This is a genomic window from Streptomyces sp. NPDC051214, assembly GCF_040682375.1.
In the GTDB taxonomy this organism is placed as follows: Bacteria; Actinomycetota; Actinomycetes; order Streptomycetales; family Streptomycetaceae; genus Streptomyces.
This window is the reverse complement of record NZ_JBFBAT010000010.1, coordinates 1-26,135: the sequence shown is the minus strand read 5'-3', so window position 1 is coordinate 26,135 and position 26,135 is coordinate 1. Positions and strand designations below refer to the sequence as shown.

27 protein-coding genes are annotated in these 26,135 nt (G+C 71.0%); 9 read left to right on the top strand and 18 right to left on the bottom strand.

The window, feature by feature from the left end; translation table 11 throughout:
• Positions 1–49: 49 nt before the first annotated feature.
• Positions 50–1,048, top strand: coding sequence for a LysR family transcriptional regulator (locus AB0M70_RS25890; protein ID WP_365823247.1), 999 nt, complete (start codon positions 50–52; stop codon positions 1,046–1,048).
• A gap of 82 nt (positions 1,049–1,130) precedes the next feature.
• Here AB0M70_RS25890 and AB0M70_RS25885 read toward each other — a convergent pair whose 3' ends face one another.
• On the bottom strand, positions 1,131–1,895 hold the full coding sequence (locus tag AB0M70_RS25885) for a prolyl oligopeptidase family serine peptidase (protein WP_365823245.1): 765 nt from the start codon (positions 1,893–1,895) through the stop codon (positions 1,131–1,133).
• 114 nt (positions 1,896–2,009) lie between these two features.
• Here AB0M70_RS25885 and AB0M70_RS25880 point away from each other — a divergent pair, with 114 nt between their 5' ends.
• Complete coding sequence (locus AB0M70_RS25880; protein WP_363208875.1) at positions 2,010–3,179, top strand: adenosine deaminase; 1,170 nt, start codon at positions 2,010–2,012, stop codon at positions 3,177–3,179.
• A gap of 142 nt (positions 3,180–3,321) precedes the next feature.
• Positions 3,322–3,741 carry an ATP-binding protein gene (locus AB0M70_RS25875; RefSeq protein WP_365823774.1) on the top strand — a complete coding sequence of 140 codons (420 nt, stop codon included), beginning with the start codon at positions 3,322–3,324 and terminating at the stop codon, positions 3,739–3,741.
• 94 nt (positions 3,742–3,835) lie between these two features.
• On the opposite strand, the gene AB0M70_RS25870 is transcribed toward AB0M70_RS25875, so the two are convergent.
• From AB0M70_RS25870 to afsQ1, 5 genes are all read right to left on the bottom strand, one after another.
• Positions 3,836–4,039 carry a PspC domain-containing protein gene (locus AB0M70_RS25870; RefSeq protein WP_365823243.1) on the bottom strand — a complete coding sequence of 68 codons (204 nt, stop codon included), beginning with the start codon at positions 4,037–4,039 and terminating at the stop codon, positions 3,836–3,838.
• Between the two features lie 113 nt (positions 4,040–4,152).
• The gene (locus AB0M70_RS25865) at positions 4,153–4,743 is read right to left on the bottom strand and encodes a VanZ family protein (RefSeq protein WP_365823241.1); all 591 of its coding nucleotides are present in this window, start codon (positions 4,741–4,743) and stop codon (positions 4,153–4,155) included.
• A gap of 53 nt (positions 4,744–4,796) precedes the next feature.
• Positions 4,797–5,396, bottom strand: coding sequence for a hypothetical protein (locus tag AB0M70_RS25860; protein WP_365823239.1), 600 nt, complete (start codon positions 5,394–5,396; stop codon positions 4,797–4,799).
• Positions 5,393–6,973, bottom strand: coding sequence for a HAMP domain-containing sensor histidine kinase (locus AB0M70_RS25855; protein WP_365823237.1), 1,581 nt, complete (start codon positions 6,971–6,973; stop codon positions 5,393–5,395). The genes AB0M70_RS25860 and AB0M70_RS25855 overlap by 4 nt, the downstream gene beginning before the upstream one ends.
• Positions 6,970–7,647, bottom strand: a complete 678-nt coding sequence (gene afsQ1, locus AB0M70_RS25850) for a two-component system response regulator AfsQ1 (protein WP_030562528.1) — start codon at positions 7,645–7,647, stop codon at positions 6,970–6,972. Before afsQ1 ends, AB0M70_RS25855 begins: the two co-directional genes overlap by 4 nt.
• 181 nt (positions 7,648–7,828) lie before the next feature.
• On the opposite strand from afsQ1, the gene AB0M70_RS25845 reads away from it, so the two are divergent.
• Positions 7,829–8,608: a SigE family RNA polymerase sigma factor gene (locus tag AB0M70_RS25845; protein ID WP_363208882.1), complete on the top strand. Its 780-nt coding sequence runs from the start codon at positions 7,829–7,831 to the stop codon at positions 8,606–8,608.
• Positions 8,609–8,774: 166 nt separating this feature from the next.
• On the opposite strand, the gene AB0M70_RS25840 is transcribed toward AB0M70_RS25845, so the two are convergent.
• Positions 8,775–9,413: an ATP-binding protein gene (locus tag AB0M70_RS25840; RefSeq protein ID WP_365823234.1), complete on the bottom strand. Its 639-nt coding sequence runs from the start codon at positions 9,411–9,413 to the stop codon at positions 8,775–8,777.
• Between the two features lie 122 nt (positions 9,414–9,535).
• Between AB0M70_RS25840 and AB0M70_RS25835 the strand changes: the two genes are divergently transcribed.
• A complete protein-coding gene (locus tag AB0M70_RS25835) occupies positions 9,536–9,940 on the top strand; it encodes a hypothetical protein (protein WP_365823232.1) in 405 nt (134 codons plus the stop codon).
• A 98-nt stretch (positions 9,941–10,038) separates the two neighbouring features.
• Here AB0M70_RS25835 and AB0M70_RS25830 read toward each other — a convergent pair whose 3' ends face one another.
• From AB0M70_RS25830 to deoC, 3 genes are read right to left on the bottom strand one after another with little or no spacing between them, the layout of a single operon-like run.
• Positions 10,039–10,926, bottom strand: a complete 888-nt coding sequence (locus tag AB0M70_RS25830) for an aldehyde dehydrogenase family protein (RefSeq protein ID WP_365823230.1) — start codon at positions 10,924–10,926, stop codon at positions 10,039–10,041.
• Positions 10,919–12,358 (bottom strand): aldehyde dehydrogenase family protein, encoded by a 1,440-nt coding sequence (locus AB0M70_RS25825; RefSeq protein WP_363208887.1) that lies wholly within the window; start codon positions 12,356–12,358, stop codon positions 10,919–10,921. The genes AB0M70_RS25830 and AB0M70_RS25825 overlap by 8 nt, the downstream gene beginning before the upstream one ends.
• A 3-nt stretch (positions 12,359–12,361) precedes the next feature.
• A complete protein-coding gene (gene deoC / locus AB0M70_RS25820) occupies positions 12,362–13,321 on the bottom strand; it encodes a deoxyribose-phosphate aldolase (protein ID WP_365823772.1) in 960 nt (319 codons plus the stop codon).
• A gap of 122 nt (positions 13,322–13,443) precedes the next feature.
• Here deoC and AB0M70_RS25815 point away from each other — a divergent pair, with 122 nt between their 5' ends.
• Complete coding sequence (locus AB0M70_RS25815) at positions 13,444–14,094, top strand: PH domain-containing protein (RefSeq protein WP_365823228.1); 651 nt, start codon at positions 13,444–13,446, stop codon at positions 14,092–14,094.
• A 9-nt stretch (positions 14,095–14,103) separates the two neighbouring features.
• Here the strand turns inward: AB0M70_RS25815 and AB0M70_RS25810 are convergent, their stop codons facing one another.
• The 4 genes from AB0M70_RS25810 to AB0M70_RS25795 form a co-directional block, all read right to left on the bottom strand.
• Positions 14,104–15,378, bottom strand: coding sequence for a hypothetical protein (locus AB0M70_RS25810; RefSeq protein WP_365823226.1), 1,275 nt, complete (start codon positions 15,376–15,378; stop codon positions 14,104–14,106).
• 122 nt (positions 15,379–15,500) lie between these two features.
• Positions 15,501–17,144: a phospho-sugar mutase gene (locus AB0M70_RS25805; RefSeq protein WP_365823770.1), complete on the bottom strand. Its 1,644-nt coding sequence runs from the start codon at positions 17,142–17,144 to the stop codon at positions 15,501–15,503.
• Between the two features lie 517 nt (positions 17,145–17,661).
• A complete protein-coding gene (locus AB0M70_RS25800; protein ID WP_363208889.1) occupies positions 17,662–18,483 on the bottom strand; it encodes a purine-nucleoside phosphorylase in 822 nt (273 codons plus the stop codon).
• A gap of 111 nt (positions 18,484–18,594) precedes the next feature.
• Complete coding sequence (locus tag AB0M70_RS25795) at positions 18,595–19,032, bottom strand: gamma-glutamylcyclotransferase (protein WP_344523525.1); 438 nt, start codon at positions 19,030–19,032, stop codon at positions 18,595–18,597.
• Positions 19,033–19,148: 116 nt separating this feature from the next.
• Between AB0M70_RS25795 and AB0M70_RS25790 the strand changes: the two genes are divergently transcribed.
• Both AB0M70_RS25790 and AB0M70_RS25785 read left to right on the top strand, forming a co-directional pair.
• On the top strand, positions 19,149–20,597 hold the full coding sequence (locus tag AB0M70_RS25790; protein WP_365823223.1) for an NAD(P)H-quinone dehydrogenase: 1,449 nt from the start codon (positions 19,149–19,151) through the stop codon (positions 20,595–20,597).
• A gap of 210 nt (positions 20,598–20,807) precedes the next feature.
• The gene (locus AB0M70_RS25785; protein WP_363208891.1) at positions 20,808–21,785 is read left to right on the top strand and encodes a DeoR/GlpR family DNA-binding transcription regulator; all 978 of its coding nucleotides are present in this window, start codon (positions 20,808–20,810) and stop codon (positions 21,783–21,785) included.
• Here AB0M70_RS25785 and AB0M70_RS25780 read toward each other — a convergent pair.
• Positions 21,771–22,418, bottom strand: a complete 648-nt coding sequence (locus tag AB0M70_RS25780) for a TetR/AcrR family transcriptional regulator (RefSeq protein WP_365823221.1) — start codon at positions 22,416–22,418, stop codon at positions 21,771–21,773. The two genes, AB0M70_RS25785 and AB0M70_RS25780, sit on opposite strands and share 15 nt — an antisense overlap.
• Positions 22,419–22,546: 128 nt before the next feature.
• Positions 22,547–24,319 carry a biotin carboxylase N-terminal domain-containing protein gene (locus tag AB0M70_RS25775; protein ID WP_365823219.1) on the bottom strand — a complete coding sequence of 591 codons (1,773 nt, stop codon included), beginning with the start codon at positions 24,317–24,319 and terminating at the stop codon, positions 22,547–22,549.
• Between the two features lie 381 nt (positions 24,320–24,700).
• Here AB0M70_RS25775 and AB0M70_RS25770 point away from each other — a divergent pair, with 381 nt between their 5' ends.
• The gene (locus AB0M70_RS25770) at positions 24,701–25,177 is read left to right on the top strand and encodes a hypothetical protein (protein ID WP_365823217.1); all 477 of its coding nucleotides are present in this window, start codon (positions 24,701–24,703) and stop codon (positions 25,175–25,177) included.
• A 25-nt stretch (positions 25,178–25,202) separates the two neighbouring features.
• Here the strand turns inward: AB0M70_RS25770 and AB0M70_RS25765 are convergent, their stop codons facing one another.
• Both AB0M70_RS25765 and AB0M70_RS25760 read right to left on the bottom strand, forming a co-directional pair.
• On the bottom strand, positions 25,203–25,820 hold the full coding sequence (locus AB0M70_RS25765; RefSeq protein WP_365823215.1) for a nucleoside triphosphate pyrophosphatase: 618 nt from the start codon (positions 25,818–25,820) through the stop codon (positions 25,203–25,205).
• Between the two features lie 55 nt (positions 25,821–25,875).
• Entirely contained in the window at positions 25,876–26,004 is a 129-nt protein-coding gene (locus AB0M70_RS25760; protein WP_363208896.1) for a hypothetical protein, read from the bottom strand.
• Positions 26,005–26,135: the final 131 nt, after the last annotated feature.

The window sequence follows — 26,135 nt, the reverse complement described above, 5'->3', positions numbered from 1 at the left end:
GCACACACGACTCATCCGTCCAATGCATGGACTGGTCATAATCGTTCCCATGGTGCATGAGCGCAGTTCAGAGCGGCGTCTGTCGCAGAGCAGTTACGTAGGAGACATCGGCTCGGCGGTGTCCGCGCCTGCCGAGCTGACCCCGGAGTCCTGGTCCGCGCTGCTCTCGCCGCGCCTCGCGTACTTCGCGGGGGTCGCGCGCACGGAGCATGTGACGCGGGCCGCGCAGGAGATGCAGGTGCCGCAGTCGACGCTGTCGCGTGCGCTGGTGCGCCTCGAACAGGACCTGGGGGTCGACCTGTTCGCACGCCACGGCCGTACGGTGTCGCTGACCCCGGCGGGCCGTACGTTCCTGGCCTCCGTCGAGCGGGCGCTCGGTGAGGTGGAGCGGGCCGCGGAGTCGGTGCGGGCGGACGCGGACCCGGCATCGGGCAAGGTGGCCTTCGGCTTTCTGCACACCATGGGCTCGGAGACCGTGCCCGGCCTCATCCGCGCCTTCCGCGCGGATCATCCGCGGGTCCGCTTCAGCCTCGTACAGAACTACGGGGAGGCGATGATCGAGCGCCTTCGGGCGGGGGAGCTCGATCTGTGCCTGACGTCGCCCGTGCCGGACGCGCCGGATCTCGTCGCCCGCCGCCTGGACGAACAGCGGCTGCGCCTTGTCGTGCCGGACGACCACCGCCTCGCCTCCCGTAAGCGGGTGCGTCTCGCGGAGGCGGCGGACGAGGCGTTCGTGACCCTCGAACCCGGCTACGGCCTGCGGCGCATCACGGACGACCTCTGCCAGCAGGCGGGCTTCAAGCCGCGGGTCGCGTTCGAGGGGGAGGAGGCGGAGACGCTGCGTGGCCTGGTCGCGGCGGGCCTGGGCGTGGCCCTCCTGCCGCCGCCGGCCGTGCCGCGCCCGGGGGTCGTGGAGCTGACGGTGACGGGGCAGCGGGCGGTGCGGGAGATCGGCGTTGCGTGGCTGGACGGGCATCCGGACACTCCGCCGGTGGCGGCGTTCAAGAAGTTCCTGCTGGGGCGGCGGGGGAGGCTGCTGCCGGAGTGACTTCTCTCTCGTGTCAGCCGTCCGGCGTTTGAGGACATCCTGTACGGGGGGTCCAGGGGGCGAAGCCCCTTGGTGTCATCGCTCAGTGCCGCATCGAACGCCCGAAGCCGGAGGCAAGAGGCATCCGCAGCCCCAGCGGCGGCGGAGCCGCCAGCGCGTCCTCCAGGGGGCGCGCGTACGCGTGGCCGAACAGTGAGCCCATGACGAAGTCCGAGGCCAGCGCCTGGACTTCGGACTGATGCTGCTGCAACCGGTGGCCGTCGGAGTGGACCTCGAACCGGCAGACTTCACGGTTGGCCTTCTTCGCCCGCGCCGCGAGACGGAACGAGAGCTCGGGGTCGGTCCGTTCGTCGTTCGTGCCGTGCACGATCAGGACCCGCCGCCCGGCGAGCTGTTTCACCGGCTCGGGGGAGGCGGCCACGTCGTCCTCCGGCAGCCAAGGGGCCAGCGCCAGGACGGAGTTGACCGCTTCGTGGCCGCAGGCCCGCAGAGCGGCCCGGCCGCCCATGTCCCGGCCCACGAGGCAGATCGAGACGTCGCCGTAGAGCCGGACGATCTCGTCGGCGGCCCACTCCGCGTCCCGCGCGAGCTGCGCCTGCGCACCGTTCCACCCGCGGCTGCGGTAGTGCACGACGTGCACGGCGAGTCCCTCCGTGCGGCCGTCCTGGGCGAGCCTGCGGCCGAGCGCGCGCACCGAGGACGCGGCGAACGGGGACGGCTTGCGGTCGGAGGTCTCGTGGCCGCCGGGGAGCAGCAGCACCGCGCCGCTGACCGCCGAAGGACGGGCGCCGATCACGCGTCCGAGCCTGGCCGCGCGCGCGGAATCGGGCGTCGCTTGCTGTGCCATGACAGAACAGTGTCAGAAGCGATGGTGTACGCCACCCGTCCGCGGGGTCACTGTTACGTATCGACCCGTGAGATCCACCCGGCGATCTACGCGCGTAGGCGCTAGAGTGCCGAGATGACGAGCCAGACCACCAAAGCCGGTCAGACGGACCGCGAAACGCCCAGCGCCGACCAGATCCGCCGCGCCCCGAAGGTGCTCCTGCACGACCACCTCGACGGCGGCCTGCGCCCCGGCACGATCGTCGACCTCGCCCGCGAGTCGGGTTACGAGGGTCTGCCCGAGACCGACCCCGACAAGCTGGGGATCTGGTTCAGGGAAGCCGCCGACTCCGGTTCGCTGCCGCGCTATCTGGAGACCTTCGCGCACACCTGCGCGGTGATGCAGACGAAGGACGCCCTCAAGCGCGTGGCGGCCGAGTGCGCCGAGGACCTCGCCGAGGACGGCGTCGTCTACGCCGAGATCCGGTACGCCCCCGAGCAGCACCTGGAGCAGGGCCTCACCCTCGAAGAGGTCGTCGAGGCCGTCAACGAAGGCTTCCGGGAAGGCGAGCGGCGCGCGAAGGAGAACGGTCACCGCATCCGCGTGGGCGCGCTGCTCACCGCCATGCGGCACGCGGCCCGCGCCCTGGAGATCGCCGAACTCGCCAACCGCTACCGCGATCTGGGCGTCGTCGGCTTCGACATCGCGGGCGCGGAGGCGGGCTTCCCGCCCACCCGGCACCTCGACGCCTTCGAGTACCTCAAGCGCGAGAACAACCACTTCACCATCCACGCCGGTGAGGCCTTCGGTCTGCCGTCCATCTGGCAGGCCCTGCAGTGGTGCGGCGCCGACCGCCTCGGCCACGGCGTGCGGATCATCGACGACATCCAGGTCGCCGACGACGGCACCGTGAAGCTCGGCCGCCTCGCCAGCTACGTCCGCGACAAGCGCATCCCCCTGGAGATGTGCCCCAGCTCCAACCTGCAGACGGGCGCGGCCGACTCGTACGCCGACCACCCCATCGGTCTGCTCCGCAAGCTGCACTTCCGGGCCACGGTGAATACCGACAACCGTCTGATGTCCGGCACCAGCATGAGCCGCGAATTCGAGCACCTGGTCGGGACATTCGGCTACACGCTCGACGACATGCAGTGGTTCACAGTCAATGCGATGAAATCAGCGTTCATTCCTTTCGATGAACGACTGGCCATGATCAATGACGTCATCAAGCCCGGATATGCCGAGCTGAAGTCCGAATGGCTGTTCCGTCAGACCGCCTCCACCAGGGCTTCTGTCGACGTGTAACAGGAAACGAAGCAGTGTGGGCGCGGCCGGGAACATTAATTCCCGGCCGCGCTTTTGCTGTTTCGCTGTTTGCGGACCGCCCCTTCACATGTTTACGGTCATGGGCCGCTCGAAAGTCCCCGTCATCAAGGACGCATTGAAGATGAAGCAGTCTGCCGCCAAGACCCTCGGTGTCGCCGCTCTCGGCGCCGCCTTCGCCGCCGCCGGTGCGGGTGCCGCCACCGCCGCGCCGGCCCTGCCCGACGCCACGGGCGCCCTGGGTTCCGCCACCACCGTGCTCCCCATGGAAGCGGTCGGCGAGAAGCTGCCCGCCGGTGGCCCCGAGGCGATCTCCGCCGGCCAGAACGTGCTCGGCAGCACCCTGCAGGCCTCCGCGCCGACCGTGGACAAGCTCGGCCAGAGCATGAAGGACGCCAGCGACCGGGGCAAGCCCGCCGCGGCCGACCCGGTCTCCGGTCTGCTCGGTGGCCTGCCGCTCGCCGGCGCCCTGCCCACGCAGGGCCTGCCCCTCCAGGGTCTGCCCACCGAGGGCCTGGGCCTGAACGGTCTGCCGCTCGGCTGATCCTCGCGGTCCCCGCACACGCCGATGGGGCGCACCCTTCTTCAAGGGTGCGCCCCATCGGCGTACGTGTGCGGTGGCGGCGGGGGCCGCCGGTTCACCAGGCTGCCTGCCTGGCCTTGCCCTCGGAGGGCAACAGGGCCCAGAGCGCGAGGTAGAGCAGGAACTGCGGCCCCGGCAGCAGGCACGAGACCACGAAGATCACGCGCATCGTGGTGGCCGACGTGTGGAAACGCTGGGCGAGGGCGGCACACACTCCGCCGAACATCCGGCCGTGGGTGGGGCGGGCAAGGGCGGTCATGGTGGCTCCTTCGTGAACCGTGGCGATGAGGCTCGGGGCCGTTCCCCGAGACGCTCCGGGGCGTCTTCCCCGATGACTCAAAGCTACGTTCACGAAGCGGGCGAGGCGTCGCCCTAAGGTGCGACGCCGACCCTGGGAATCGTCGGGGTCGGCCCCTGAGAGGCGTCCTCCCGCAGGAGGGCCGCCCGATGCTCCCCGTCCGTACGGCGGCGGAGCCTGGCCCTGGCCGCGGGCACCACGGCGAGATGCGCGAGGGCCACGCCCACGGAGTTCAGGAACAGCGAGTCGATGTCGACGACCTGCCCGGGGACCCCGGTCTGCAGCAGTTCGATGCCGAGCGAGATCAGCGCGCCCGCCGCGACCGTCCGCACCAGCGAACCGAGCGGTGACACGTGAACCCGCCCACCGGCGAGCGGAAGCAGCGCACCGAGCGGGGCGAGGAGCAGCAGACTGCCGCCTATCTGCCGGGCGGCCTGCACAGGTCCGAGCGCCAGATCCGCCTTGATGCCGGCGAACGGCTGCAGATTCGCCGCGCTGACCCACGGCACGTCCAGTGGACGCAGAGTGAGCCAGCCGACGAACAGAAGATGCGCGACGAGGAGGAATCCTCCTGCCGCACGGAAGCGGATGGCGGCCCCGTGGCCGCCCGAGCCTTGACGCACGCCCCCCAAGACGCGCCCGACGGCAGGATCGGTTCCGCGCATTCACTCCCGGAACACGCACTGTCCTGATCGCACACCGTGACTGTCTTGATCGACTACCGCACGGTCTCGGTGGGCGGAGCCACCGTCCCGGGGCGCTGCCGGACCGCCTGGGTGCATTCGTAGCGGCGCAGCGGGTCGTCGCCGGGGCCGCCCATGATCACCTCTCGGTCTTCGCCCGCCGCCGCGCTGTCCGCGAACGTGCAAACGATCTGTGCCAGAGCGAACGCCGACAGATCCTCCGGGGACGTGCTGAACCGCAGCGCGTCCTCGGGGTCGCCCTTCCGGGGGCCGCCGACGACCGTGCCGCCGCGTACGTCCGTCGCGAATCCCGCCTGCTTCTCCGGGGCCGAGGGCGCATGCGACAGCTCGTCGAGGAGCGCCTGCGCGATCCGCACGCGGTCCGTCGTCGCCTTCTCGGTGGGAATCCGCACCGACCGGTCGACGGTCACCAGCTGCGCCGCGCACACCAGGAAGACCTGCACGGGAACCCCGCTGGACTGCGACGCGATGCTCGACCCGGACATCACGCAGGGCACCCGCGATGGCCCGGGGCCGAAGTCCGTGGGCACCTCCGTCGCGCGGATGCCGCAGCCCGCCAGGAGCGTGGTCAGCGCGGTGGCGAGCAGCGCGACGCGCAGCCGTCGGTGGTTCATCGCTTCTCTCCCTCGACGACGTCGTCGCCGTCCGTGCCCGCCGCGGGCTCGTCCTCGGGCAGCAGCTCCGACGGGTCGCGCGGCAGCCACAGCGTGAACACCGCGCCGCCCTTGGGCGAGTTCGCGGCGGTGATCTCCCCGCCGTGGATATGCGCGTTCTCCAGGGCGATGGAGAGCCCCAGGCCGCTGCCCTCCGACCGCGGCCGGGACGCGCTCGCCTTGTAGAAGCGGTCGAAGACGTGCGGCAGGACGTCCTCGGGGATGCCGGGGCCCCCGTCACGCACCGCGATGACGAGCTTCTCGCCCGCGAGCCGCACCGAGACCTCCACCGGGGAGCCGCCGTGCTTGAGCGCGTTGCCGATCAGGTTCGCCAGGATGACGTCCAGACGGCGCGGGTCGAGCCGCACCATGATGCCGCGCTCCGCGTCCAGCTCGACCGCGTCGAGCCAGGCACGGGCGTCGATGCACGCCGTGATCTGGTCGGCGATGTCGACGTGGTCCAGGACGAGCCTGGCCGTACCCGCGTCGAAGCGGGTGACCTCCATCAGGTTCTCCACCAGGTCGTTCAGCCGGCGGGTCTCGCTGACCACGAGCCGCACGGCGGGCTCGATCATCGGATCGACGGACCCGGTCTCGGCGTCCAGCTCCTCTTCCAGGACCTCCGTCACCGCGGTGATCGCGGTCAGCGGCGTACGCAGCTCGTGCGACATGTCGGCGACGAAGCGCCGCGACGCCTCGTCACGGGCGCTCATGTCGTCGACCTTCTTCTCCAGGCTCTCCGCGGTCCGGTTGAACGTCCGTGACAGATCGGCCAGTTCATCCGTGCCCGACACCCGAAGACGCGTGTCCAGCTTGCCCTCGCCGAGCCGCCGCGCGGCGACGCCGAGCCGGTGCACCGGTTTGAGCACGGTGGTCGCGGCGGCCTGCGCGAGCAGCGCGGAGCCGATGAGCGCGAGCCCCGTGGCGATGGCGAGGGACCAGCCGAGCGAACTCAGGTCCTTCGCCTCCGGCTCCAGGGACTTGAGCATGTAACCGGTCGGGCCGCCGCCGATGACCTTGGCGCCGCCCACGAGATACGGGGTGCCGCCCTCGACGGTCCGCTGCCAGTACAGGTGGTACGGGCTCTTGTTGCTGGAGGTGAGCGGCTGCTCCTTGTTCACCGTCTTGCGCAGGGACTTGGGCACGTCGGCGAGCGTGAAGGCGTCCAGGTCGGAGTAGCCGACGATCGTGTCACCGTCGGCGTCCTTCCCGATCAGGAGCACGCTGTAGCGCTGGCTGCTGTTGGCCATCGTCCCGGCGGCCTGCTGCAGCTCGTCCTGGGTCGGATTGGGCGGCAGCGCACCGGCGCGGGTCTGCATCTCCTGCTGGAAGTCCTTCAGGGCCGCGTCCTGCGCACGCGTCAGGACCGCCTCGCGGTTCAGCCAGTACGCGATTCCGGACGCCGTCACGGCGGCGGTGAGCGCCACCAGACCGAACACCACGACAAGCCGGAGCCTGAGGCTCGTGAAACGGAGCCCCGCCATGATCGCCTTGCGCGCCGCGGCCCAACCGCGGAGCTGGTCCTGCGGTTTGGTCACTGAGGAGTGTCCAGCCGGTAGCCCACTCCACGCACCGTACGGATCAGCGTCGGCGAGGACGGCACGTCCTCCACCTTCGCCCGCAGCCGCTGCACACACGCGTCGACGAGCCGGGAGTCACCGAGGTAGTCGTGCTCCCACACCAGACGCAGCAACTGCTGCCGCGAGAGCGCCTGTCCGGGCCTGCGGCTCAGCTCCAGGAGCAGCCGCAGCTCGGTCGGCGTGAGCTGCAGGTCCTCGCCGTTCTTCGTGACGGTCATGGCGGCGCGGTCGATGACGAGCGAACCGAACGTCGCCGCGTCATTGGCCTCGCGCTCACCGCGCCGAAGCACCGCACGGATACGGGCGTCGAGCACCCGTCCCTGCACGGGTTTGACCACATAGTCGTCGGCACCGGACTCGAGCCCGACGACGACGTCGATGTCGTCGCTGCGCGCGGTCAGCAGGATGATCGGCAACTGGTCGGTGCGCCGGATGCGACGGCACACCTCGAAGCCGTCGATGCCCGGCAGCATCACATCCAGCACGATCAGGTCCGGCCGCTGCTCACTGAGCAGCTTCAGGCCGTCCTCGCCGGTGGCAGCAGTGGCCACCCGATGCCCTTGGCGGGTGAGCGAAAGCTCAAGGGCCGTACGGATGGCGTCGTCGTCCTCGATCAGCAACAGGGAAGGCACGGACGTCATTCTGTCCCATGGCACGGGCACAGTTCGACTGTTGGTCGGCTCCCACACTTCTCCCCTACACATGGAAGGCCTGTTGCAGGCCTGTGACAGTCGGCGGACACCGTCATGAAGTGGGTCCGGCAGAGTTTTGGTCACACGGAAACAGCCGGACTCCACCGACGGGGGGCGCGAGATGAACACACTGCACAGCACCAGCTCAAGCGCAGTAATCACGCGTCTCCACGACGTGATCCGGCCTGCCGAGAGGCACGAGAAGTCCGGTGCCGTGAGCGGGCGGGGGTGCGCTCGCGGCACCGGGCGTCAGCACACCGCGTACATGACGGTGGTTGACGCGTTCCCGGGGGAAACCCGCGGGGACAACGGGGGAACCGATGGGGGGGCTCACGGGGGAGCCGCGTACAGGGAGGACACGGGGGAGCGCACCACAGCGTCGGAGGCGGAGTTCACCGCCTACGTCCAGGAGCGTCGTGCCTCCCTGTACGCAACCGCCTATCACCTGACCGGTGACCGTTTCGAGGCCGAGGACCTGCTCCAGAGCGCCCTCTTCTCGACGTACCGGGCCTGGGACAGGATCAGCGACAAGGCCGCGGTCGGCGGGTACCTCCGCCGCACCATGACCAACCTGCACATCAGCGCCTGGCGGCGCCGCAAGCTCAACGAATACCCGACCGAGGAGCTGCCGGAGACGGCGGGCGACACGGACGCGATGCGTGGCACCGAACTCCGTGCGGTTCTCTGGCAGGCCCTGGCCCGCCTCCCCGAACTGCAGCGGACGATGCTGGTCCTGCGGTACTACGAGGGCCGCACGGACCCCGAGATCGCCGACATCCTCGACATCAGCGTGGGCACGGTGAAGTCCAGCATCTGGCGCTCCCTGCGCCGGCTGCGCGAGGACGACGTCCTCAGCTTCGGCCGTGACCAGGAGGAGTCCTTCGGCGAGTTGGTCGCCTAGGGATCACGGGGGGCCGCCGCTCCCGGGGGGGAGGCGGCGGAAGCAGGGGGGACACGGGGGAAGCACGGGGATCACGGGGGATCCACGGGGGAAAAAGTGGCGGGACCGGAAGGCCGGGGGGTCTTTCCGGTCCTTCTGCTGTTGGTGCACCGCCCCCCTCGCGGGGCTACGCGGCGTCCGCGCGGGCCTTGGCGCACCGCCCGGCGGCAGCGGCCGCGAGCCGTCCCAGGGCCTCGTCCTTGCCACAGGGGTGAGCGCCGAGAGCGGTCTGCCGGGCGACGATCGCCCGCTCGGCCCGCATCAGCCGCCAGCCGCGCCGCAGCAGGAACGCCACCGACTTCCGCCCCTCGCGCAGGTCCCGCAGAAGCCGCCGCCGGAACGTGGTGGAGGGCCGCCCCCGCAGACAGATCGCGTCGGCGAGCACCCCTATCTCCCGGCACCGCTCCACGATGTCCGCCGCGAAGATGCCCTCCGCGATGAACAGCGGTGTGCGCTCGATGTCCATCGCCGTCTCGCCCGTACGCGAGCTGGTGGCGATGTCGTAGACGGGGATGCGCGTACGTCCCGTGCGGCACAGCCGCTCGATGGCGGCGACGGCCACGTCCGTGTCCCAGGATGCGGGGGAGTCCCAGTCGATGTCCGTGCTGCCGGGGACCTGCGGCAGTGTCGGGTCGTCGTGTTCCTTGTAGAAGTCGTCGAGGCACAGGACCGGCAGCCCCGTGAGGGCCGCGAACGACGACTTGCCTGAGCCCGAGGGGCCGGCGAGCAGCACGACTCGGGTGGGTATCGGGGGATGGGAACTCACGAGAGAACAGTGTGCTGCATTGACCCGCCCAGGCGACCCGAAGGGTAGGGCTTTGGTACCCGCATCGCCCCTCAACTACGCTACGTGCACATCTGATTACCCAAGAGGATAAGGGCGGAACCATGGCACGGCACGCAACAGCCTCCAAGCACCTCTCCCGCGTCCTGCTGCGGGCAGGTCTGACGGTCACCGTCGCGGGCACGGCGCTCGGCATCGGTGGCGCGGCGACGGCGAACGCAGCGCCGGCCCCCGCGCCCCCGGCCTCCGACAACCTGCCCGCGGCCGGTGCGGGGGTGCTCCGGGCGGTGGAGGAGGTCAGCGCGGGCGGGCTCGGGCCCGTCAAGGAGCTGAAGCTCAACCCGCTGGCGGGTACGGGGTCCGACCCGCTGGACAACGCGCTCGGCACCCAGGTCGCGGACTTCAAGCCGCTCTCGACGGCGCCGGTGACGGCCCCGCTGGCGCAGGGCGGAGGGACGCTGGGCGACCTGCCGGTGGTGGGTGCGGCCACGGGGCTGCTGCCCGGCTAGCCGACCGGCCTTGTGCGGTGGCGAAGCCCCGGCCCTCCTGGACGGAGGAGGGCCGGGGCTTCGTCGTGCGCAGTGGCTTCAGATGGCCTCAGGCGGCCTCAGTACGAGGAGCCCGACGCGCCCAGCGAACCCGTGGGGTGCCAGACCGTCTTGGTCTCCAGGAAGGCCGTCAGGCGGTGCGTGCCCGGGTCGGCCGACCAGTCCACAGGCTGTGGACGGACGACGCGCTTGAGGTTGTCCGCGGCGGCGACCTCGAGCTCCTTGGCCAGGTCGTCGTCCTCGACGCCCGCGAGGTCGATCGCGTTCACGTCCTGGTGCGCGGCGAGCGACGGGGTGATCTCCGCCGTCCTGCCGGACAGGATGTTCACGACGCCGCCCGGCAGGTCGGAGGTGGCGAGCACCTCGCCCAGCGAGAGCGCAGGGAGCGGGGAGTTCTCGCTGGCGATCACCACGGCGGTGTTGCCCGTCGAGATCACGGGCGCGATGACGGAGACCAGACCCAGGAACGACGACTTCTGCGGGGCGACGACCGCCACCACGCCCGTCGGCTCCGGCGAGGAGAGGTTGAAGAAGGGGCCCGCGACCGGGTTCCCGCCGCCCACGAGCTGGGCGATCTTGTCGGTCCAGCCCGCGTACCAGACCCAGCGGTCGATCGCGGCGTCCACCTCGGCGGCGGCCTTCGACTTGGAGAGCCCCTCCGCCTCCGCGACCTCGCGCACGAACTGGTCCCTGCGGCCCTCCAGCATCTCCGCGACGCGGTAGAGGATCTGGCCGCGCAGGTAGGCCGTCTTGCCCGCCCAGGAGCCCTGCGCCTTGCGCGCGGCGGAGACCGCGTCACGCGCGTCCTTGCGGGACGAGAGCGGGGCGTTGGCCAGCCACTTGCCCTTTGAGTCGGTCACCTCGTACACCCGGCCGCTCTCGCTGCGGGGGAACTTGCCCCCGACGTATAGCTTGTAGGTCTTGAAGACACTCAAACGCTCAGACATCGAGGTAAGCCTCCAGGCCGTGGCGGCCGCCCTCGCGGCCGTAACCCGATTCCTTGTAGCCGCCGAAGGGCGAGGTCGGGTCGAACTTGTTGAACGTGTTGGCCCAGATGACGCCCGCGCGCAGGCGCTCGGCGACCGCGAGGATGCGGGAGCCCTTCTCCGTCCAGATGCCGGCGGAGAGGCCGTACTGCGTGTTGTTGGCCTTGGCGACGGCCTCTTCCGGGGTGCGGAAGGTCAGCACCGAGAGCACCGGGCCGAAGATCTCGTCACGGGCGACGGTGTGCGCCTGCGTGACGTTCGTGAAGAGGGTCGGCGCGAACCAGTAGCCGGAGGAGGGCAGTTCGCACGGCGCGGACCAGCGCTCGGCGCCCTCCGCCTCGCCGGTCTCGGTGAGCGCGGTGATACGGGCGAGCTGCTCGGCGGAGTTGATCGCGCCGATGTCCGTGTTCTTGTCCAGCGGGTCGCCCAGGCGCAGGGTGGACAGGCGCCGCTTGAGCGCGTGCAGCACCTCGTCCTGGACGGACTCCTGTACGAGGAGGCGCGATCCGGCGCAGCAGACCTGGCCCTGGTTGAAGAAGATGCCGGTGACGATGCCCTCGACGGCCTGGTCGATCGGGGCGTCGTCGAAGACGATGTTGGCGCCCTTGCCGCCCAGTTCGAGCGTGACCTTCTTGTCCGTGCCCGCGACCTGGCGCGCGATGGCCTTGCCGACGGCGGTCGAGCCGGTGAAGGCGACCTTGTTCACGTCCGGGTGGGCGGTGAGGGCCGCGCCCGCGTCGCCGTACCCGGGAAGGATGTTGACGACGCCCTTGGGCAGGCCCGCCTGGCGGCAGATGTCCGCGAAGAACAGGGCGCTCAGGGGCGTGGTCTCGGCGGGCTTCAGGACGACCGTGTTGCCCGTGGCGAGCGCCGGGGCGATCTTCCAGGCGAGCATCAGGAGCGGGAAGTTCCAGGGGATGACCTGGCCGGCGACGCCGAGCGGCCTGGGGTTCGCGCCGTACCCCGCGTGGTCGAGCTTGTCGGCCCAGCCCGCGTAGTAGAAGAAGTGCGCGGCGACCAGGGGGAGGTCGGCGTCGCGCGTCTCCTTGATGGGCTTTCCGTTGTCGAGGGTCTCCAGGACGGCCAGTTCGCGGCTGCGCTCCTGGATGATCCTGGCGATCCGGAAGAGGTACTTGGCGCGCTCGGCGCCCGGGAGCGCCGACCACTTCTCGAAGGCCTTGCGGGCGGCCTTCACCGCGCGGTCGACGTCCTCGGAGGAGGCCTGCGCGACTTCGGAGAGGACCTCTTCGGTGGAGGGCGAGACGGTCTTGAAGACCTTGCCGTCGGCCGCCTCCACGAACTCGCCGTCGATGAACAGGCCGTACGACGGCGCGATGTCGACGACGGAGCGGGACTCCGGAGCGGGTGCGTAGTCAAAGGGCGTGGAAGTCATGGGTCAGTCCACCGTGACGTAGTCGGGGCCGGAGTAGCGGCCCGTGGCCAGCTTCTGGCGCTGCATCAGCAGGTCGTTGAGGAGTGATGAGGCGCCGAAACGGAACCAGTGGTTGTCCAGCCAGTCCGTGCCCGCGGTCTCGTTCACCAGGACGAGGAACTTGATCGCGTCCTTGGTGGTGCGGATGCCGCCCGCGGGCTTCACGCCGACCTGTACCCCGGTCTGCTCGCGGAAGTCGCGTACGGCCTCCAGCATCAGGAGGGTGTTCGCGGGGGTGGCGTTGACGCCGACCTTGCCGGTCGAGGTCTTGATGAAGTCCGCGCCCGCCAGCATGCCGATCCAGGAGGCGCGGCGGATGTTGTCGTACGTGGACAACTCGCCGGTCTCGAAGATGACCTTGAGCCGGGCCTCGCCGGAGGCTTCCTTCACGGCGCGGATCTGCTCGAACACCGTCATGTAGTCACCCGCGAGGAACGCGCCGCGGTCGATGACCATGTCGATCTCGTCGGCGCCCGCCGCGACGGCCTCGCGGACGTCGCCGAGCTTCACGTCGATGGCGGCACGGCCCGCGGGGAAGGCGGTCGCGACGGAGGCGACCTTGACCCCGCTGTCGCCGACGGCCTCCTTGGCGGTGGTCACCATGTCCGGATAGACGCAGACCGCGGCGGTCCTCGGGGTGCCGCGGTCGGTCGGATCGGGGTTCACGGCCTTCGCGCCGAGCGCCCGGACCTTGCCCGGGGTGTCGGCGCCCTCCAGCGTCGTCAGGTCGATCATCGAGATGGCGAGGTCGATGGCGTACGCCTTCGCCGTCGTCTTGATCGAACGGGTGCCGAGCGCTGCGGCGCGTGCCTCCAGGCCGACCGTGTCGACGCCGGGCAGCCCGTGGAGGAAGCGGCGCAGCGTGCGGTCCGACGCTGTGACGTCCGTCAGCGCGTGTGCGAGGGGGGCGGATGCATGGGGCATGGTCACGAGGGGAGCATATCTACGCGCGTAGCGGCTGTACAGAGGTGGGTCGCTCCGGGGTAATCCGCCGGGCGGGCGTCCCCGCGGCAGTCCCGGAGCGGGCCTCAGGCAGAATCAGGGACATGACCGACCCCCAGCACCCCGTGGCTGAGCCCGAGTACAAGGACCGGACGTACCGGTCGTCCGGCGGTATCGCCGGAGGCGTCCTGCTGCTCGCCCTCGGCGGCTGGCTCGGCATCGACGCGATGATCCGGGGGGAGGGCCGTACGCCGTGGCTCGCGCTCGCCGGGCTGCTCCTGGCGGTGCCGATCGTCGTGGCCTTCACCGTGCGCCCCGCCGTGTTCGCGAACGACGACCGGCTGCGCATCCGCAACCCGTTCCGGACGATCACGCTGCCGTGGGCGTCCGTCTCGGGCCTGCGCTCCGGGTACTCGAACGAGGTCTTCACGCAGGACGGCACCAAGTACCAGCTCTGGGCCATCCCGGTCTCTCTGCGCGGCCGCAAGAAGGCCGCCCGGAGGAAGTCCCAGGGGGTGGCCGCGGGCGACCCGAGCGTCGGCGGGCCTGGCCTGCGCGCTTCCCTGAAGTCCGGCCGGCCGGAGACCCAGCGCGCTGCCGGGGACCAGATCATGGACGACCTGCGCGAGCTGTCCGAACTCCGCGCCTCCGCGAAGTCCGCTCAGGGCGAGCCCGAGGTGCGCTGGGGCTACGAGATCCTGGCGCCCGCCGTGGCCGGGGCGGTGCTGCTCGCGGTGTTGCTGGCCGTCGCCTGAGGGCTGGACTTACGGCGGGCCCATCCACGCGAGCAGCATGTGGCCGCCGAACGCCGCCGATGTGAGCGCCGCGGCCACCACGACCGTCACGGCGACGTGCGTCCGCGCGCGGGACAGGGCCGCCGCGAGCGGCAGCAGCAGAGGGAAGCCCGGGAGCAGGAAGCGGGCCCGGGGGAAGTAGACCCCCTTGCTGCCCAGCACGATCAGGAGCAGCAGGCCCGTGAAGACCAGCAGGGGCAGCGGCTGCCGGTCACCCACCGACAGGACGAACAGCGCCACCGACGCGAGCAGCGTCGCCGTCACCATCATCAGGAACAGCTGCGGCCGCTGGACCGACAGCAGGTCCTGCACGGTCCGCACGGTCGCCACCCCGCCGTCCCACTCGTTGCGCCACAGCTTCTGTACGGCGAAATAGCCGTCCCAGCGGCCGAGTCGCAGCCCCACCCAGCCGACGTACGAGAGCCAGCCGAGCGGGGCGAGCACGGCCCCCAGGAGCATGCGCTTGCGGCCGGTGCCGCCCCGTTCGCCTCGTGCGCCTCGTGCGCCTCGTGCGCCTCGTGCGCGCCACAGTGCGAGCAGGGCCGTCAGGGACACCGCCGCCGCGAGCGCCGCACCCGTGGGGCGGGTCAGCCCCGCGAGCGCGGCCAGCGAACCCGCCCAGATCCAGCGTCCGGTGAGCACGGCGTACAGCGCCCACGCGGTGAGCGCCGTGAAGAGCGACTCCGTGTAGCCCATCCACTGCACGAGCGCGACGGGGAGCGAACCCCACAGGACGGCGAGCAGGACGCCCGCCCTGCGTCCGTACAGGCGGTCGCCCACCGCGAAGATCCCCCACGCCGCGAGGAACGAACAGGTGACGGCGATCGCGAGCCCCACGGCCCCGCGCGGCTCCGGGACGAGCAGACCGCCCGCCCTGATGAGGAGCGAGTGCAGGGGGAAGAAGGCGAGGTTGTTCGCGTCGATCTGGGTGCCCAGGGTGTCCGCGTACCCCTTGTCGGCGATCTTCAGATACCAGTCGCAGTCCCACGACTCCGCCAGCAGATGCCAGACGTCCCGGTCCTCCCGGCGCGCCCACAGGGCGAAGACGAGGGTGCCGAAGAGGCGTACGGCGCCGTACGCGAGGAGCGCGGGCGTCGCGCGGCGCAGGGCGCGGACGGCGCGTGCGCGGCGGCCGGGGGAGCGGCCCGGGGTGACGCGGGGGCGGCGGGACGGGGCGACGACCCGGGGCGTCGCGGTGGACGCCGGTGCGGTCGGGGTGGTCTCGGGGGTCGGTCCGTACGGCACTGCGGCAGCTCCAGGAACGTGATCGTGCGCTGCCGGTCACCCTTCCTGGGGGACCGGCAGCGCACCGGATCACTGCGGCGGCTGCGCCGATCGAACCACCCGGACGGGTGGTGGCTGAGGCCCTAGATGCCCGCGGCGGCGGACAGGTCGCGCTTGATCGCCGCGAGGAGCTCCGTCGCCTCGGTGCGGGCGGTCGGCAGTCCGTCCTTCGCCGGGACGGGGACCACCACCTCCAGGTAGCACTTCAGCTTCGGCTCCGTGCCGCTCGGGCGCACGATGACGCGGGCCCCGTCGAGCGTGTAGCGCAGGCCGTCGGTGGGCGGCAGCGTGTCCGTGCCCTGCGTCAGGTCCTCGGCCTTCGTCACGGGCAGGCCCGCGAGCGACGTCGGGGGCTGCTCGCGCAGACGGCGCATCGCGTCGGCGATCAGGGAGAGGTCCTCCACGCGGACCGACAGCTGGTCGGTGGCGTGCAGGCCGTGCTCCACGGCCAGGTCGTCCAGGAGGTCGAGGAGCGTGCGCCCTTGCTCCTTCAGCTCGGACGCCAGCTCGGTGAGGAGCAGCGCCGCCGTGATGCCGTCCTTGTCGCGTACGCCTTCGGGGTCCACGCAGTAGCCGAGGGCCTCTTCGTAGCCGTAGCGCAGGCCCTCCACGCGGGCGATCCACTTGAAGCCGGTGAGGGTCTCCTCGTATCCGAGACCCGCCTTCTCGGCGATCCGGCCGAGCAGGGACGAGGAGACGATCGACTCCGCGAACGTGCCGCGGGCGCCCCTGCGCACGAGGTGCGCCGCCAGGAGTGCCCCGACCTCGTCGCCCCGGAGCATGCGCCAGTCGGCGCCGTCCTTGACCGCGGCGGCGCAGCGGTCCGCGTCCGGGTCGTTGGCGATGATCAGGTCCGGGTCCACCTCGCGGGCCTTCGCGAAGGAGAGGTCCATCGCGCCCGGCTCCTCCGGGTTGGGGAACGCGACGGTCGGGAAGTCCGGGTCGGGCTCCGCCTGCTCGGCGACGAGCACCGGGGCGGGGAATCCCGCCCGCTCGAACGCCGCGAGGAGGGTGTCCTTGCCGACGCCGTGCATCGCCGTGTAGACGGTGCGGGCGGTGCGGGGGGAGTCCGGGGACAGGACGGCGTCCGTGCGGGCCAGGTAGGCGTCCAGGACGTCGTCGCCGAGGGTTTCCCAGCCGGTCTCGGGGCGGGGTACGTCGTGCAGGCTCGGCACCGCGTCGATCTGCGCGGCGATCTCCGCGTCGGCGGGCGGCACGATCTGGGAGCCGTCGCCGAGGTAGACCTTGTAGCCGTTGTCGCGCGGGGGGTTGTGGCTCGCCGTCACCTCCACGCCCGCGACCGCGCCGAGGTGCCGTATGGCGAAGGCGAGTACGGGGGTGGGGAGCGGGCGGGGGAGCACCGCCGCCCGGAGTCCGGCACCGGTCATCACGGCGGCGGTGTCGCGCGCGAAGTCCGCGGACTTGTGGCGGGCGTCGTAGCCGATGACGACGAGGCCGTCGGTCTGACCCTGGGCCTTCAGGTACGCGGCGAGGCCTGCTGCCGCGCGGATGACCACGGAGCGGTTCATGCGCATGGGGCCCGCGCCGAGTTCGCCGCGGAGGCCGGCGGTGCCGAACTGGAGGGTGCCGCTGAAGCGGGCGGCCAGTTCCTCGGTGTCCGCGGCGTCCGCGGTCTCGATGAGCTTCGCGAGTTCCTCGCGGGTCTCGGGGTCCGGGTCCTCGGCCAGCCAGGCCTGGGCCCGCGCGATGAGTTCAGAGTCGTCCAGCACGGTTCTTCAGCCTCTCGTATGCGGGGTTCTGTGCGGGCCGGGTTCGGCTACCCGGGCCCGGGGGCGGGTGCGGGGTGGCCCCGGGGTGGGTCCCCGGTGCGTCTACCCGTTGCGGTCCGGGGGCTTGCCTGGCTTGGGTCGCGGGTGCGTCGGTCTGGTGCGGCCTGGTGGGGCTTTCCTGTCCCGCCGCTTCGCGGCAGATCTTTCCCGCCCACCCACCCGTTCACCCCGCGGCGAAAAGGCTCACGCACCCGCCCGCCGCTCCGTGGCAGCCGGGCGGGAAGGCTCGTGCGTTGACGGGCTCGATGCTGCGGGGCAATCGGGCGGGTGGGCGGGAAAGCTTGTGCGGCAACAGGCTTGATGCTGCGGGGTGAACGGGTGGGTGGGCGGGAAAGCCCGTGCGGCAACCAGCGCTTCGGGTCACCAAGGCACAGTGCGGGGGCGCTCCTCCCGGGATGAAGTCCCCGGCTGCCGAGAAAAGCGCCCCCAGGCCAAGCCCCCCCGCAGGGAAAAGCTAGATGCGGCCCAAGACGTCGCCCAGGAGCTCGCCCATGCGCGTGGCGCTGTCGCGGCCCGCCTGGAGCACCTCCTCGTGGTTCAGGGGCTCACCCGTCATGCCCGCGGCGAGGTTCGTGACCAGGGAGATGCCGAGCACCTCCGCGCCGGCCTCGCGCGCGGCGATGGCCTCGAGGACCGTCGACATGCCCACCAGGTCCGCACCGATGGTGCGGGCCATGCGGATCTCCGCCGGAGTCTCGTAGTGCGGGCCGGGGAACTGCGCGTAGACGCCCTCTTCGAGGGAGGGGTCGATCTCCTTGCAGAGGGTGCGCAGCCGCGGGGAGTACAGATCCGTGAGGTCCACGAAGTTCGCGCCGACGATCGGCGACGTGGCCGTCAGGTTCAGGTGATCGCTGATCAGGACCGGCTGACCGGGACGCATGCCCTCGCGCAGACCGCCGCAGCCGTTCGTCAGCACGATCGTCTTGCAGCCCGCGGCCACCGCCGTACGCACGCCGTGCGCGACGGCGGCGACGCCACGGCCCTCGTAGTAGTGGGTGCGGCCCAGGAAGACCAGGGCGCGCTTCTCACCGATCTTGATGGAGCGGATGCGTCCGCCGTGTCCCTCCACCGCCGGCATCGGGAAGCCGGGCAGATCGGTGACGGGGAACTCGGCGTCGGGCTCGCCGAGCGCGTCGACGGCCGGCGCCCAGCCGGAGCCCATCACGAGGGCCACGTCGTGGGTCTCGGCGCCCGTCAGCTCACGCAGGCGCGTGGCGGCGGCGTCGGCGGCGGCGTACGGGTCGCCCTGGTCGTCCGAAATAACTGAAGCGTTCACGCGGACGAGAGTAGCCGCTCTCGCCCTACGCGCGTAGATGACGATGCCCACGGGATTCGGATCGTTGTCTTGTCGTTTCCGACGAGAGCCCCGGCAGGCGCGCGGAAGGCCCTAACAGGGCCGCTTGCGCAGCTCCATCACATAGTCGTGCGGCGCCCCCGCGGTCTCCGCCGCGTCGGCCAGCTCCCCGAGATAGCGCGCGGACGGCAGGCCGCCCTCGTACCCGTTGAGGACGTACACCCACGCGGGTTCCTCGCCGTCCAGGGTGTGCACCCGCACCCGCATCCTGCGGTAGACGTCGAGCCCCACGCCCTCCCAGCGGTCCATGGAGTCCTCGTCCATGGGGGCGACGTCGTACAGCGTCACGAAGACCTGCGAGCGCGGCGCCTCCACGATGGTGGCGAGCGCGCCCTCCCACCCCATGTGCTCCCCGCCGAACGTCAGCCGCCAGCCGTTCAGCCAGCCCGTCTGGCGCAGCGGCGAGTGCGGGGCGCGGCGGGACATGAGCCGCGGATCCAGATTGCCGGCGTACGCGGCGTAGAGCGACATGTGGTCGAGGGTACGGCAGGCGACGCGTGCGTCCCTCCGGTGCGCACAGGCCCCTCCAGTAGGCAGAACGGCCGGATGGAGCCCCCGGGGCGAAGCACCTTGAAGCGTGCGGGACAATGGAGTACGTGACTCGGATCGTGATCATTGGCGGCGGACCCGGCGGATACGAGGCGGCACTCGTTGCCGCCCAACTCGGCGCGGAGGTGACCGTCGTCGACTGCGACGGTCTGGGCGGGGCGTCGGTGCTCACCGACTGCGTCCCGTCCAAGACTCTGATCGCCACGGCCGAGGTGATGACCACCTTCGACTCCTCGTACGAGGAGCTGGGCATCATCGTCGCGGACGACACCCCGCACATCGACACCCCCGCCCGCGTCGTCGGCGTGGACCTCGGCAAGGTCAACCGCCGGGTGAAGCGCCTCGCGCTCGCGCAGTCCCACGACATCACCGCGTCCGTCACGCGTGCGGGCGCGCGCGTGCTGCGCGGCCGTGGCCGCCTGGAGGGCCAGCAGGACACCGACGGCTCGCGCAAGGTCATCGTGCGCGCGGCCGACGGCACCGAGGAGACCCTCGTCGCCGACGCCGTGCTCATCGCCACCGGCGGTCACCCGCGCGAGGTCCCGGACGCGCTGCCCGACGGCGAGCGCATCCTGAACTGGACCCAGGTGTACGACCTGGACGAGCTCCCCGAGGAGCTCATCGTGGTCGGCTCCGGTGTCACCGGAGCCGAGTTCGCCGGCGCCTACCAGGCGCTCGGGTCGAACGTCACGCTCGTGTCGAGCCGCGACCGCGTGCTGCCCGGCGAGGACCCGGACGCCGCCGCCGTCCTGGAGGACGTCTTCCGGCGCCGCGGCATGAACGTCATGTCACGCTCCCGCGCGGCTTCCGCCAAGCGGGTGGGCGACCGCGTGGAGGTGACGCTCGACGACGGCCGCGTCATCTCCGGCACGCACTGTCTGATGGCCGTGGGCGCCATCCCCAACAGCAGCGGAATGGGCCTGGAGGAGGCCGGTGTCCGGCTCAAGGACTCCGGGCACATCTGGACCGACAAGGTGTCCAGGACCTCTGCTCCCGGTGTGTACGCCGCCGGTGACGTGACCGGCATCTTCGCGCTGGCCTCCGTCGCCGCCATGCAGGGGCGCATCGCGATGTACCACTTCCTGGGCGACGCGGTGACGCCGCTGAACCTGAAGACCGTGTCGTCGAACGTCTTCACCGACCCCGAGATCGCGACCGTCGGCTACAGCCAGTCCGACGTCGACGGCGGCAAGATCGACGCCCGCGTCGTCAAGCTGCCGCTCCTTCGCAACCCGCGCGCGAAGATGCAGGGCATCCGTGACGGCTTCGTCAAGATCTTCTGCCGTCCGGGCACGGGCATCGTGGTGGGCGGTGTGGTCGTCGCACCGCGCGCCTCGGAACTGATCCACCCCATCTCGATCGCGGTCGACAACAACCTGACGGTCGAGCAGATCGCGAATGCGTTCACCGTGTATCCCTCCCTTTCGGGCTCGATCGCCGAGGTCGCGCGTCAGCTCCACACGCGGAAGTCGGCGGGCGAAGCCTGATCGCGGACCGATCGTCGGTTGAACGCCGAATGATCGGGGCCGGTCCGGGGTAGCAACTCCGCGCAGGTCACGGGCTGTTGTCGCCCATTCGCCCGGCATAGGCGGGGGGAGTAGGCACCTATACCACTTCCCACCCTGCCGTGCGAACAACTTCTGTAATTCGGCGCAAACTGCTGAAAGCAGACGGTCGTTGGGGTTACTGTCAGTTTCGTGTTCGCTGCAGAACGTCGCCAATTGATCCTCGAAATGGTGCGGGCCAACGGAGCTGTATCGCTCCGGGAGCTCGCCCGCGTCGTCCAGACCTCCGAAGTGACCGTACGGCGGGACGTGCGCGCTCTGGAGGCAGAAGGACTCCTCGACCGCAGACATGGCGGTGCGGTATTGCCGGGCGGATTCACGCGGGAGTCCGGCTTTCCGCAGAAATCACATCTCGCGACCGCCGAGAAGACGGCAATCGCCGATCTCGCGGCGGGACTCGTCGAAGAAGGCGAAGCCATCGTCGTCGGGGCGGGTACGACCACGCAGGAGCTGGCCCGACGGCTCGCGCGGGTGCCCGGTCTGACCGTCGTCACCAATTCCCTTCTGGTGGCACAGGCCCTGGCCCATGCCAACCGCGTCGAGGTCGTCATGACCGGCGGCACCCTGCGCGGTTCCAACTACGCGCTCGTGGGCAGCGGGGCCGAACAGTCCCTGCAGGGCCTGCGGGTCTCGCGCGCCTTTCTGTCGGGCAGTGGTCTGACCGCCGAACGCGGGCTCTCCACGTCCAACATGCTCTCGGCGAGCGTGGACCGTGCGCTCGTCCAGGCCGCGGCCGAGGTCGTGGTCCTCGCCGACCACACCAAGCTCGGCACCGACACGATGTTCCAGACGGTGCCGACGGACGTCATCACGCGCCTGGTCACGGACGAACCGCCCACGCACGACGACCGCGCGGCCACCGAGCTGCAGGCCCTGGCCGATCAGGGCGTGCAGATCGCCGTCGCCGGGGGGGCCGCGAGCCCCAACTCCGGACCGGGGGTGGATTCCGTCCCGGCGCGGCAACCGCGTCGGGACGTGCCACTGCCGGGCCAGCGCCGCAACCACGGCGGTCACGGGGCAGGCCCCGGGGCGCAGTTGCGCAGTGCGGTGCTCGGGGAGCAGCAGCCCGGGGAGCGGGCCGCGCGGGTGGCGGATCTACGCCGCCGCTGAACCGGCCGTGGCCGCCGGGACCTGGCCGCGGTCTTCGGGTGCCGATCCATCGGCCTTCAGGCCGCGCAGGGTCAGCATCAGGAGGCGGTCGGCCAGCTCGGGCTCGTCGGGGGTCTCCTCGGCGGCCAGCGCGATCGCGTTGGTCAGCTGCATCAGGTCGCCGATCGAGACGTCCTGGCGTACGGCACCGGCCTCCTGGGCCCGCACGAGCAGGGCCGTGCCCGCCTCACGCATGGGCCTGCTGCATCGGGAGAGTGCCGAACTGTCGTCGTGCGACGCCGACATGAGGGCGCGGGAGAGCCCGCGGTACTCACCCGCATGAGTGATGATGGCGCGCAGCCAGGTCACCAGGGCCGAGCAGGGCTGCGGATCTTCGAGCAGCGCGCGGGAACGGTCCAGGAGGTCGCTCACCGCCTCTTCGAAGACGGCGCTCATCAGGGCGTGCCGGTTGGGGAAGTGGCGGTAGAGGGTGCCGATGCCCACGTTCGCGTGGCGGGCGATGTCTTCCAGCGAGGCGCTTGTGCCGTGCTCTGCGAAGGCTTTGCGGGACTCTGCGAGGAGCCGGTCGTAGTTGCGGCGCGCGTCCGCTCTTTTCGAGCGGGGGCGCTCTTGCGGGCTCTCTGCCTCTGCCATGGCGTGCCTCCCTGGACGTACGCGTGCTTCAAGTCTGCCCGAAGCGTGCGTACCGCCCGTCACCGGCTGCGCCGAGCTCGTCCTCAAACGCCGGACGGGCTGAGAACTCAGCCCGTCCGGCGCTCGGGTCAGTCCTTGATCTCGCAGATCACCGCGCCGGAGGTCAGGCTCGCGCCGACCTCCGCCGTCAGGCCCTTGATCGTGCCCGAGCGGTGCGCGTTCAGGGGCTGTTCCATCTTCATGGCCTCCAGGACGACGACCAGGTCGCCCTCCTGCACCTCCTGGCCCTCCTCGACAGCGATCTTGACGATCGTGCCCTGCATGGGGGACGCCAGGGTGTCACCGGAGGCCGCCGGGCCCGACTTCTTCGCCGCGCGGCGCTTGGGGCGGGCCCCGCCCGCCGCTGCCGTACGGGCGATGGTCATGCCGAGGGAGGAGGGGAGCGAGACCTCGAGACGCTTGCCTCCGACCTCGACGACCACCGTCTCGCGGCCCGGCTCCTCGTCCGTCTCGGCGTCCGCCGCCGCGGAGAACGCGGGGATCTCGTTGACGAACTCGGTCTCGATCCAGCGGGTGTGGACCGTGAACGGGTCCGTGGAGCCGGTGAGTTCGGGGGCGAAGGCCGGGTCCTTGACGACCGCGCGGTGGAACGGGATGGCCGTGGCCATGCCCTCCACGTTGAACTCCTCGAGGGCGCGAGCGGCCCGCTGCAGCGCCTGCTGACGCGTTGCGCCGGACACGATCAGCTTGGCGAGGAGCGAGTCCCACGCCGGGCCGATGACGCTGCCGGACTCCACGCCCGCGTCCAGGCGCACGCCCGGACCCGACGGCGGGGCGAACTCGGTCACGGTGCCGGGGGCGGGCAGGAAGCCGCGGCCCGGGTCCTCGCCGTTGATGCGGAACTCGAAGGAGTGGCCGCGCATCTCGGGGTCGCCGTACCCCAGTTCCTCGCCGTCGGCGATGCGGAACATCTCGCGGACCAGGTCGATGCCGGTGATCTCTTCGGTGACCGGGTGCTCCACCTGGAGACGGGTGTTGACCTCCAGGAAGGAGATCGTGCCGTCGGTGCCGACGAGGAACTCGACGGTGCCGGCGCCCTCGTAGCCCGCTTCCTTCAGGATGGCCTTCGACGCCGCGTACAGCTCGGCGTTCTGGGCCTCGCTCAGGAACGGCGCGGGGGCCTCCTCCACCAGCTTCTGGTGGCGGCGCTGAAGCGAGCAGTCACGGGTCGACACGACGACCACGTTGCCGTGCTTGTCGGCCAGGCACTGCGTCTCCACGTGCCGCGGCTTGTCGAGGTAGCGCTCCACGAAGCACTCGCCGCGGCCGAAGGCGGCGACGGCCTCGCGCACCGCGGAGTCGTACAGCTCGGGCACCTCTTCGAGGGTCCGGGCCACCTTCAGACCGCGCCCGCCGCCACCGAAGGCGGCCTTGATCGCGATCGGCAGGCCATGCTCCTCGGCGAAGGCGACGACCTCGTCGGAACCGCTGACGGGGTCCGGCGTACCGGCCACCAGCGGGGCACCCGCGCGCTGCGCGATGTGCCGGGCCGCGACCTTGTCGCCGAGGTCACGAATTGCTTGCGGCGGCGGGCCGATCCAGATGAGGCCCGCGTCCAGAACGGCCTGCGCGAAGTCGGCGTTCTCCGAAAGGAAGCCGTAGCCGGGGTGGACCGCGTCCGCCCCCGCGTCCTTGGCCGCTGCCAGCACCTTGGAAATGTCCAGGTAGCTGGTGGCCGGAGTGTCACCGCCCAGCGCGAACGCCTCATCTGCCGCACGTACATGCAGAGCATCCCGGTCAGGATCTGCGTAGACGGCTACGCTCGCGATCCCTGCATCCCGGCATGCCCGAGCAACGCGGACAGCGATTTCGCCACGGTTGGCGATGAGCACCTTGCGCACGATGGCTCCCTCCTTGAAACAAGCCGAGTTTAGGGACTGCCGACACGACCTTTCGACCCGTCCCCAATGGTGAGCTTGCCCACACGGAGCGTGATCCGGGCCTGCCCGTACCGCGAAATCCCTTGTCGCACCACGGTACGCAGGGTCCCTTACCGGCAGACTAACGTCCCGGTGTGGTCAAGGTCTCTGTGAGAGCGCGCTGCGGCAGAGGGGCAATCTTTGTGGAGTCCCTACGAATGGCCCAATGATTCTTTGCCATGGGCGAAGCCCTTGTCCCCCGGTTTACCCTCCCCCAAGCTCTTAACGAGCAGGGGGTGCCCCCATGTAGCGTTCGCGATGTCTGGGACGTACTGGCGGTAACAGTGGAAGTGGGTGGGCGCCGTGGCGCGTAGACCGGTGGCCTTGGTGGGCGCGATCGTGCTCCTGGTGGAGGCGGTGGGCATCGCACTCCTCAACTGGTTCCTCGGGCTCGTCGTGAACAAGCAGGACATGTCGCTCGCCGGGCTCGACCCGCACGCGATGTCGGTCTCGACGTGGATCGCGGGTGGCGTCTTCGGCCTCTACCTCGCGCTGTGCGGCCTGGTCATGGCGCGCTCGGGGATCACCGACCGTGCGCCGGGCCGCTTCGGCCGGCTCCTGCTGATCAGCGCCGCCGTGGTGCACGCGCTGCTCGGGGCGTTCTCGGTGGGCCTGGTGGGCTGGCCCGCCTTCGTCTTCATGATGGTCGTGCTCGGCCTGATCGTCCTGACGCTCGTGGCGTACGACAGGAAGCCCGGCGAGGCCGCCGACGCGCCGCGCACCGGCAACGGGGCAGCGGGCGGCGCCGCTCCGGAGAACGGCGCCCCACAGCCCGCCTGAGCCCCTCCGGGGCTGTCGCGTGGGTCTACTTCGCCCACAACTCCGTGATCCCGACGCCCAATTCGGACAGCAGGCGGCGCAGCAGCGGCAGCGAGAGGCCGATGACGTTGCCGTGATCGCCCTCGATCGAGTCGACGAAGGGGGCCGAGCGGCCGTCGAGGGTGAACGCGCCCGCCACGTGCAGGGGTTCGCCGCTCGCCACGTACGCGGCGATCTCCTCGTCGGAAGGGTCGCCGAAGCGGACGACGGTCGACGCGACCGCCGACACATGGCGGCCCGCCGCGGTGTCGTACACGCAGTGGCCGGTCTGCAGGACGCCCGCGCGTCCGCGCATCGACTTCCAGCGGGCCGTCGCCTCCTCGGCGTCGGCGGGCTTGCCGAGCGCCTGGCCGTCCAGTTCGAGGACCGAGTCGCAGCCGATGACCAGGGCGCCCTTGGCGTCCGGGCGCGCCGAGACGACCGATGCCTTGGCCTCGGCCAGGGCCAGGGCCAGCTCGGCGGGGGTCGGTGCGGAGATCGCGTCCTCGTCGACCCCGCTGACGATCACCTCGGGGGCGAGACCGGCCTGGCGCAGGAGGCCGAGCCGGGCGGGGGACTTGGAGGCGAGAACGAGGCGGCGTGGCTGTCGGGGCTGATCACTCATGCGGCCAGGTTAGCGAGCCCCGGTGGACCCCCGGGCGGACGTCTCGGCGGACGCCTCAGTGGATGCCCAGGACGAACATCGCGATGACCATGGCCAGGGCGAGGACGAGCCCCGCACGGCGCATCTTCACCTGCATGTCCCGCATGTCCTTCGGCGGGTTGTCCTCCGGGTCCGACCACAGCATGCAATCGATACTGCGCGCGGTGACGGCGGGGGGGGGGGGTGTGGGGTAAGAGGGGCCCCCGGCCCGGGCACGCCTTACGCGGGGGCGGGGGCGGGGTCTGCGGGGGGGGGAGGTGGGGGGCCACGGCGGGG

Excerpts from the sequence above, each read along its gene's own strand:
- AB0M70_RS25890 (WP_365823247.1), top strand. The coding sequence starts at position 50 with ATGGTGCATGAGCGCAGTTCAGAGCGGCGTCTGTCGCAGAGCAGTTAC.
- AB0M70_RS25885 (WP_365823245.1), bottom strand. The coding sequence starts at position 1,895 with ATGGCACAGCAAGCGACGCCCGATTCCGCGCGCGCGGCCAGGCTCGGA.
- AB0M70_RS25880 (WP_363208875.1), top strand. The coding sequence starts at position 2,010 with ATGACGAGCCAGACCACCAAAGCCGGTCAGACGGACCGCGAAACGCCC.
- AB0M70_RS25875 (WP_365823774.1), top strand. The coding sequence starts at position 3,322 with ATGAAGCAGTCTGCCGCCAAGACCCTCGGTGTCGCCGCTCTCGGCGCC.
- AB0M70_RS25870 (WP_365823243.1), bottom strand. The coding sequence starts at position 4,039 with ATGACCGCCCTTGCCCGCCCCACCCACGGCCGGATGTTCGGCGGAGTG.
- AB0M70_RS25865 (WP_365823241.1), bottom strand. The coding sequence starts at position 4,743 with ATGCGCGGAACCGATCCTGCCGTCGGGCGCGTCTTGGGGGGCGTGCGT.
- AB0M70_RS25860 (WP_365823239.1), bottom strand. The coding sequence starts at position 5,396 with ATGAACCACCGACGGCTGCGCGTCGCGCTGCTCGCCACCGCGCTGACC.
- AB0M70_RS25845 (WP_363208882.1), top strand. The coding sequence starts at position 7,829 with ATGAACACACTGCACAGCACCAGCTCAAGCGCAGTAATCACGCGTCTC.
- AB0M70_RS25835 (WP_365823232.1), top strand. The coding sequence starts at position 9,536 with ATGGCACGGCACGCAACAGCCTCCAAGCACCTCTCCCGCGTCCTGCTG.
- AB0M70_RS25830 (WP_365823230.1), bottom strand. The coding sequence starts at position 10,926 with ATGTCTGAGCGTTTGAGTGTCTTCAAGACCTACAAGCTATACGTCGGG.
- AB0M70_RS25825 (WP_363208887.1), bottom strand. The coding sequence starts at position 12,358 with ATGACTTCCACGCCCTTTGACTACGCACCCGCTCCGGAGTCCCGCTCC.
- deoC (WP_365823772.1), bottom strand. The coding sequence starts at position 13,321 with ATGCCCCATGCATCCGCCCCCCTCGCACACGCGCTGACGGACGTCACA.
- AB0M70_RS25815 (WP_365823228.1), top strand. The coding sequence starts at position 13,444 with ATGACCGACCCCCAGCACCCCGTGGCTGAGCCCGAGTACAAGGACCGG.
- AB0M70_RS25795 (WP_344523525.1), bottom strand. The coding sequence starts at position 19,032 with ATGTCGCTCTACGCCGCGTACGCCGGCAATCTGGATCCGCGGCTCATG.
- AB0M70_RS25790 (WP_365823223.1), top strand. The coding sequence starts at position 19,149 with ATGGAGTACGTGACTCGGATCGTGATCATTGGCGGCGGACCCGGCGGA.
- AB0M70_RS25780 (WP_365823221.1), bottom strand. The coding sequence starts at position 22,418 with ATGGCAGAGGCAGAGAGCCCGCAAGAGCGCCCCCGCTCGAAAAGAGCG.
- AB0M70_RS25765 (WP_365823215.1), bottom strand. The coding sequence starts at position 25,820 with ATGAGTGATCAGCCCCGACAGCCACGCCGCCTCGTTCTCGCCTCCAAG.
- AB0M70_RS25760 (WP_363208896.1), bottom strand. The coding sequence starts at position 26,004 with ATGCTGTGGTCGGACCCGGAGGACAACCCGCCGAAGGACATGCGGGAC.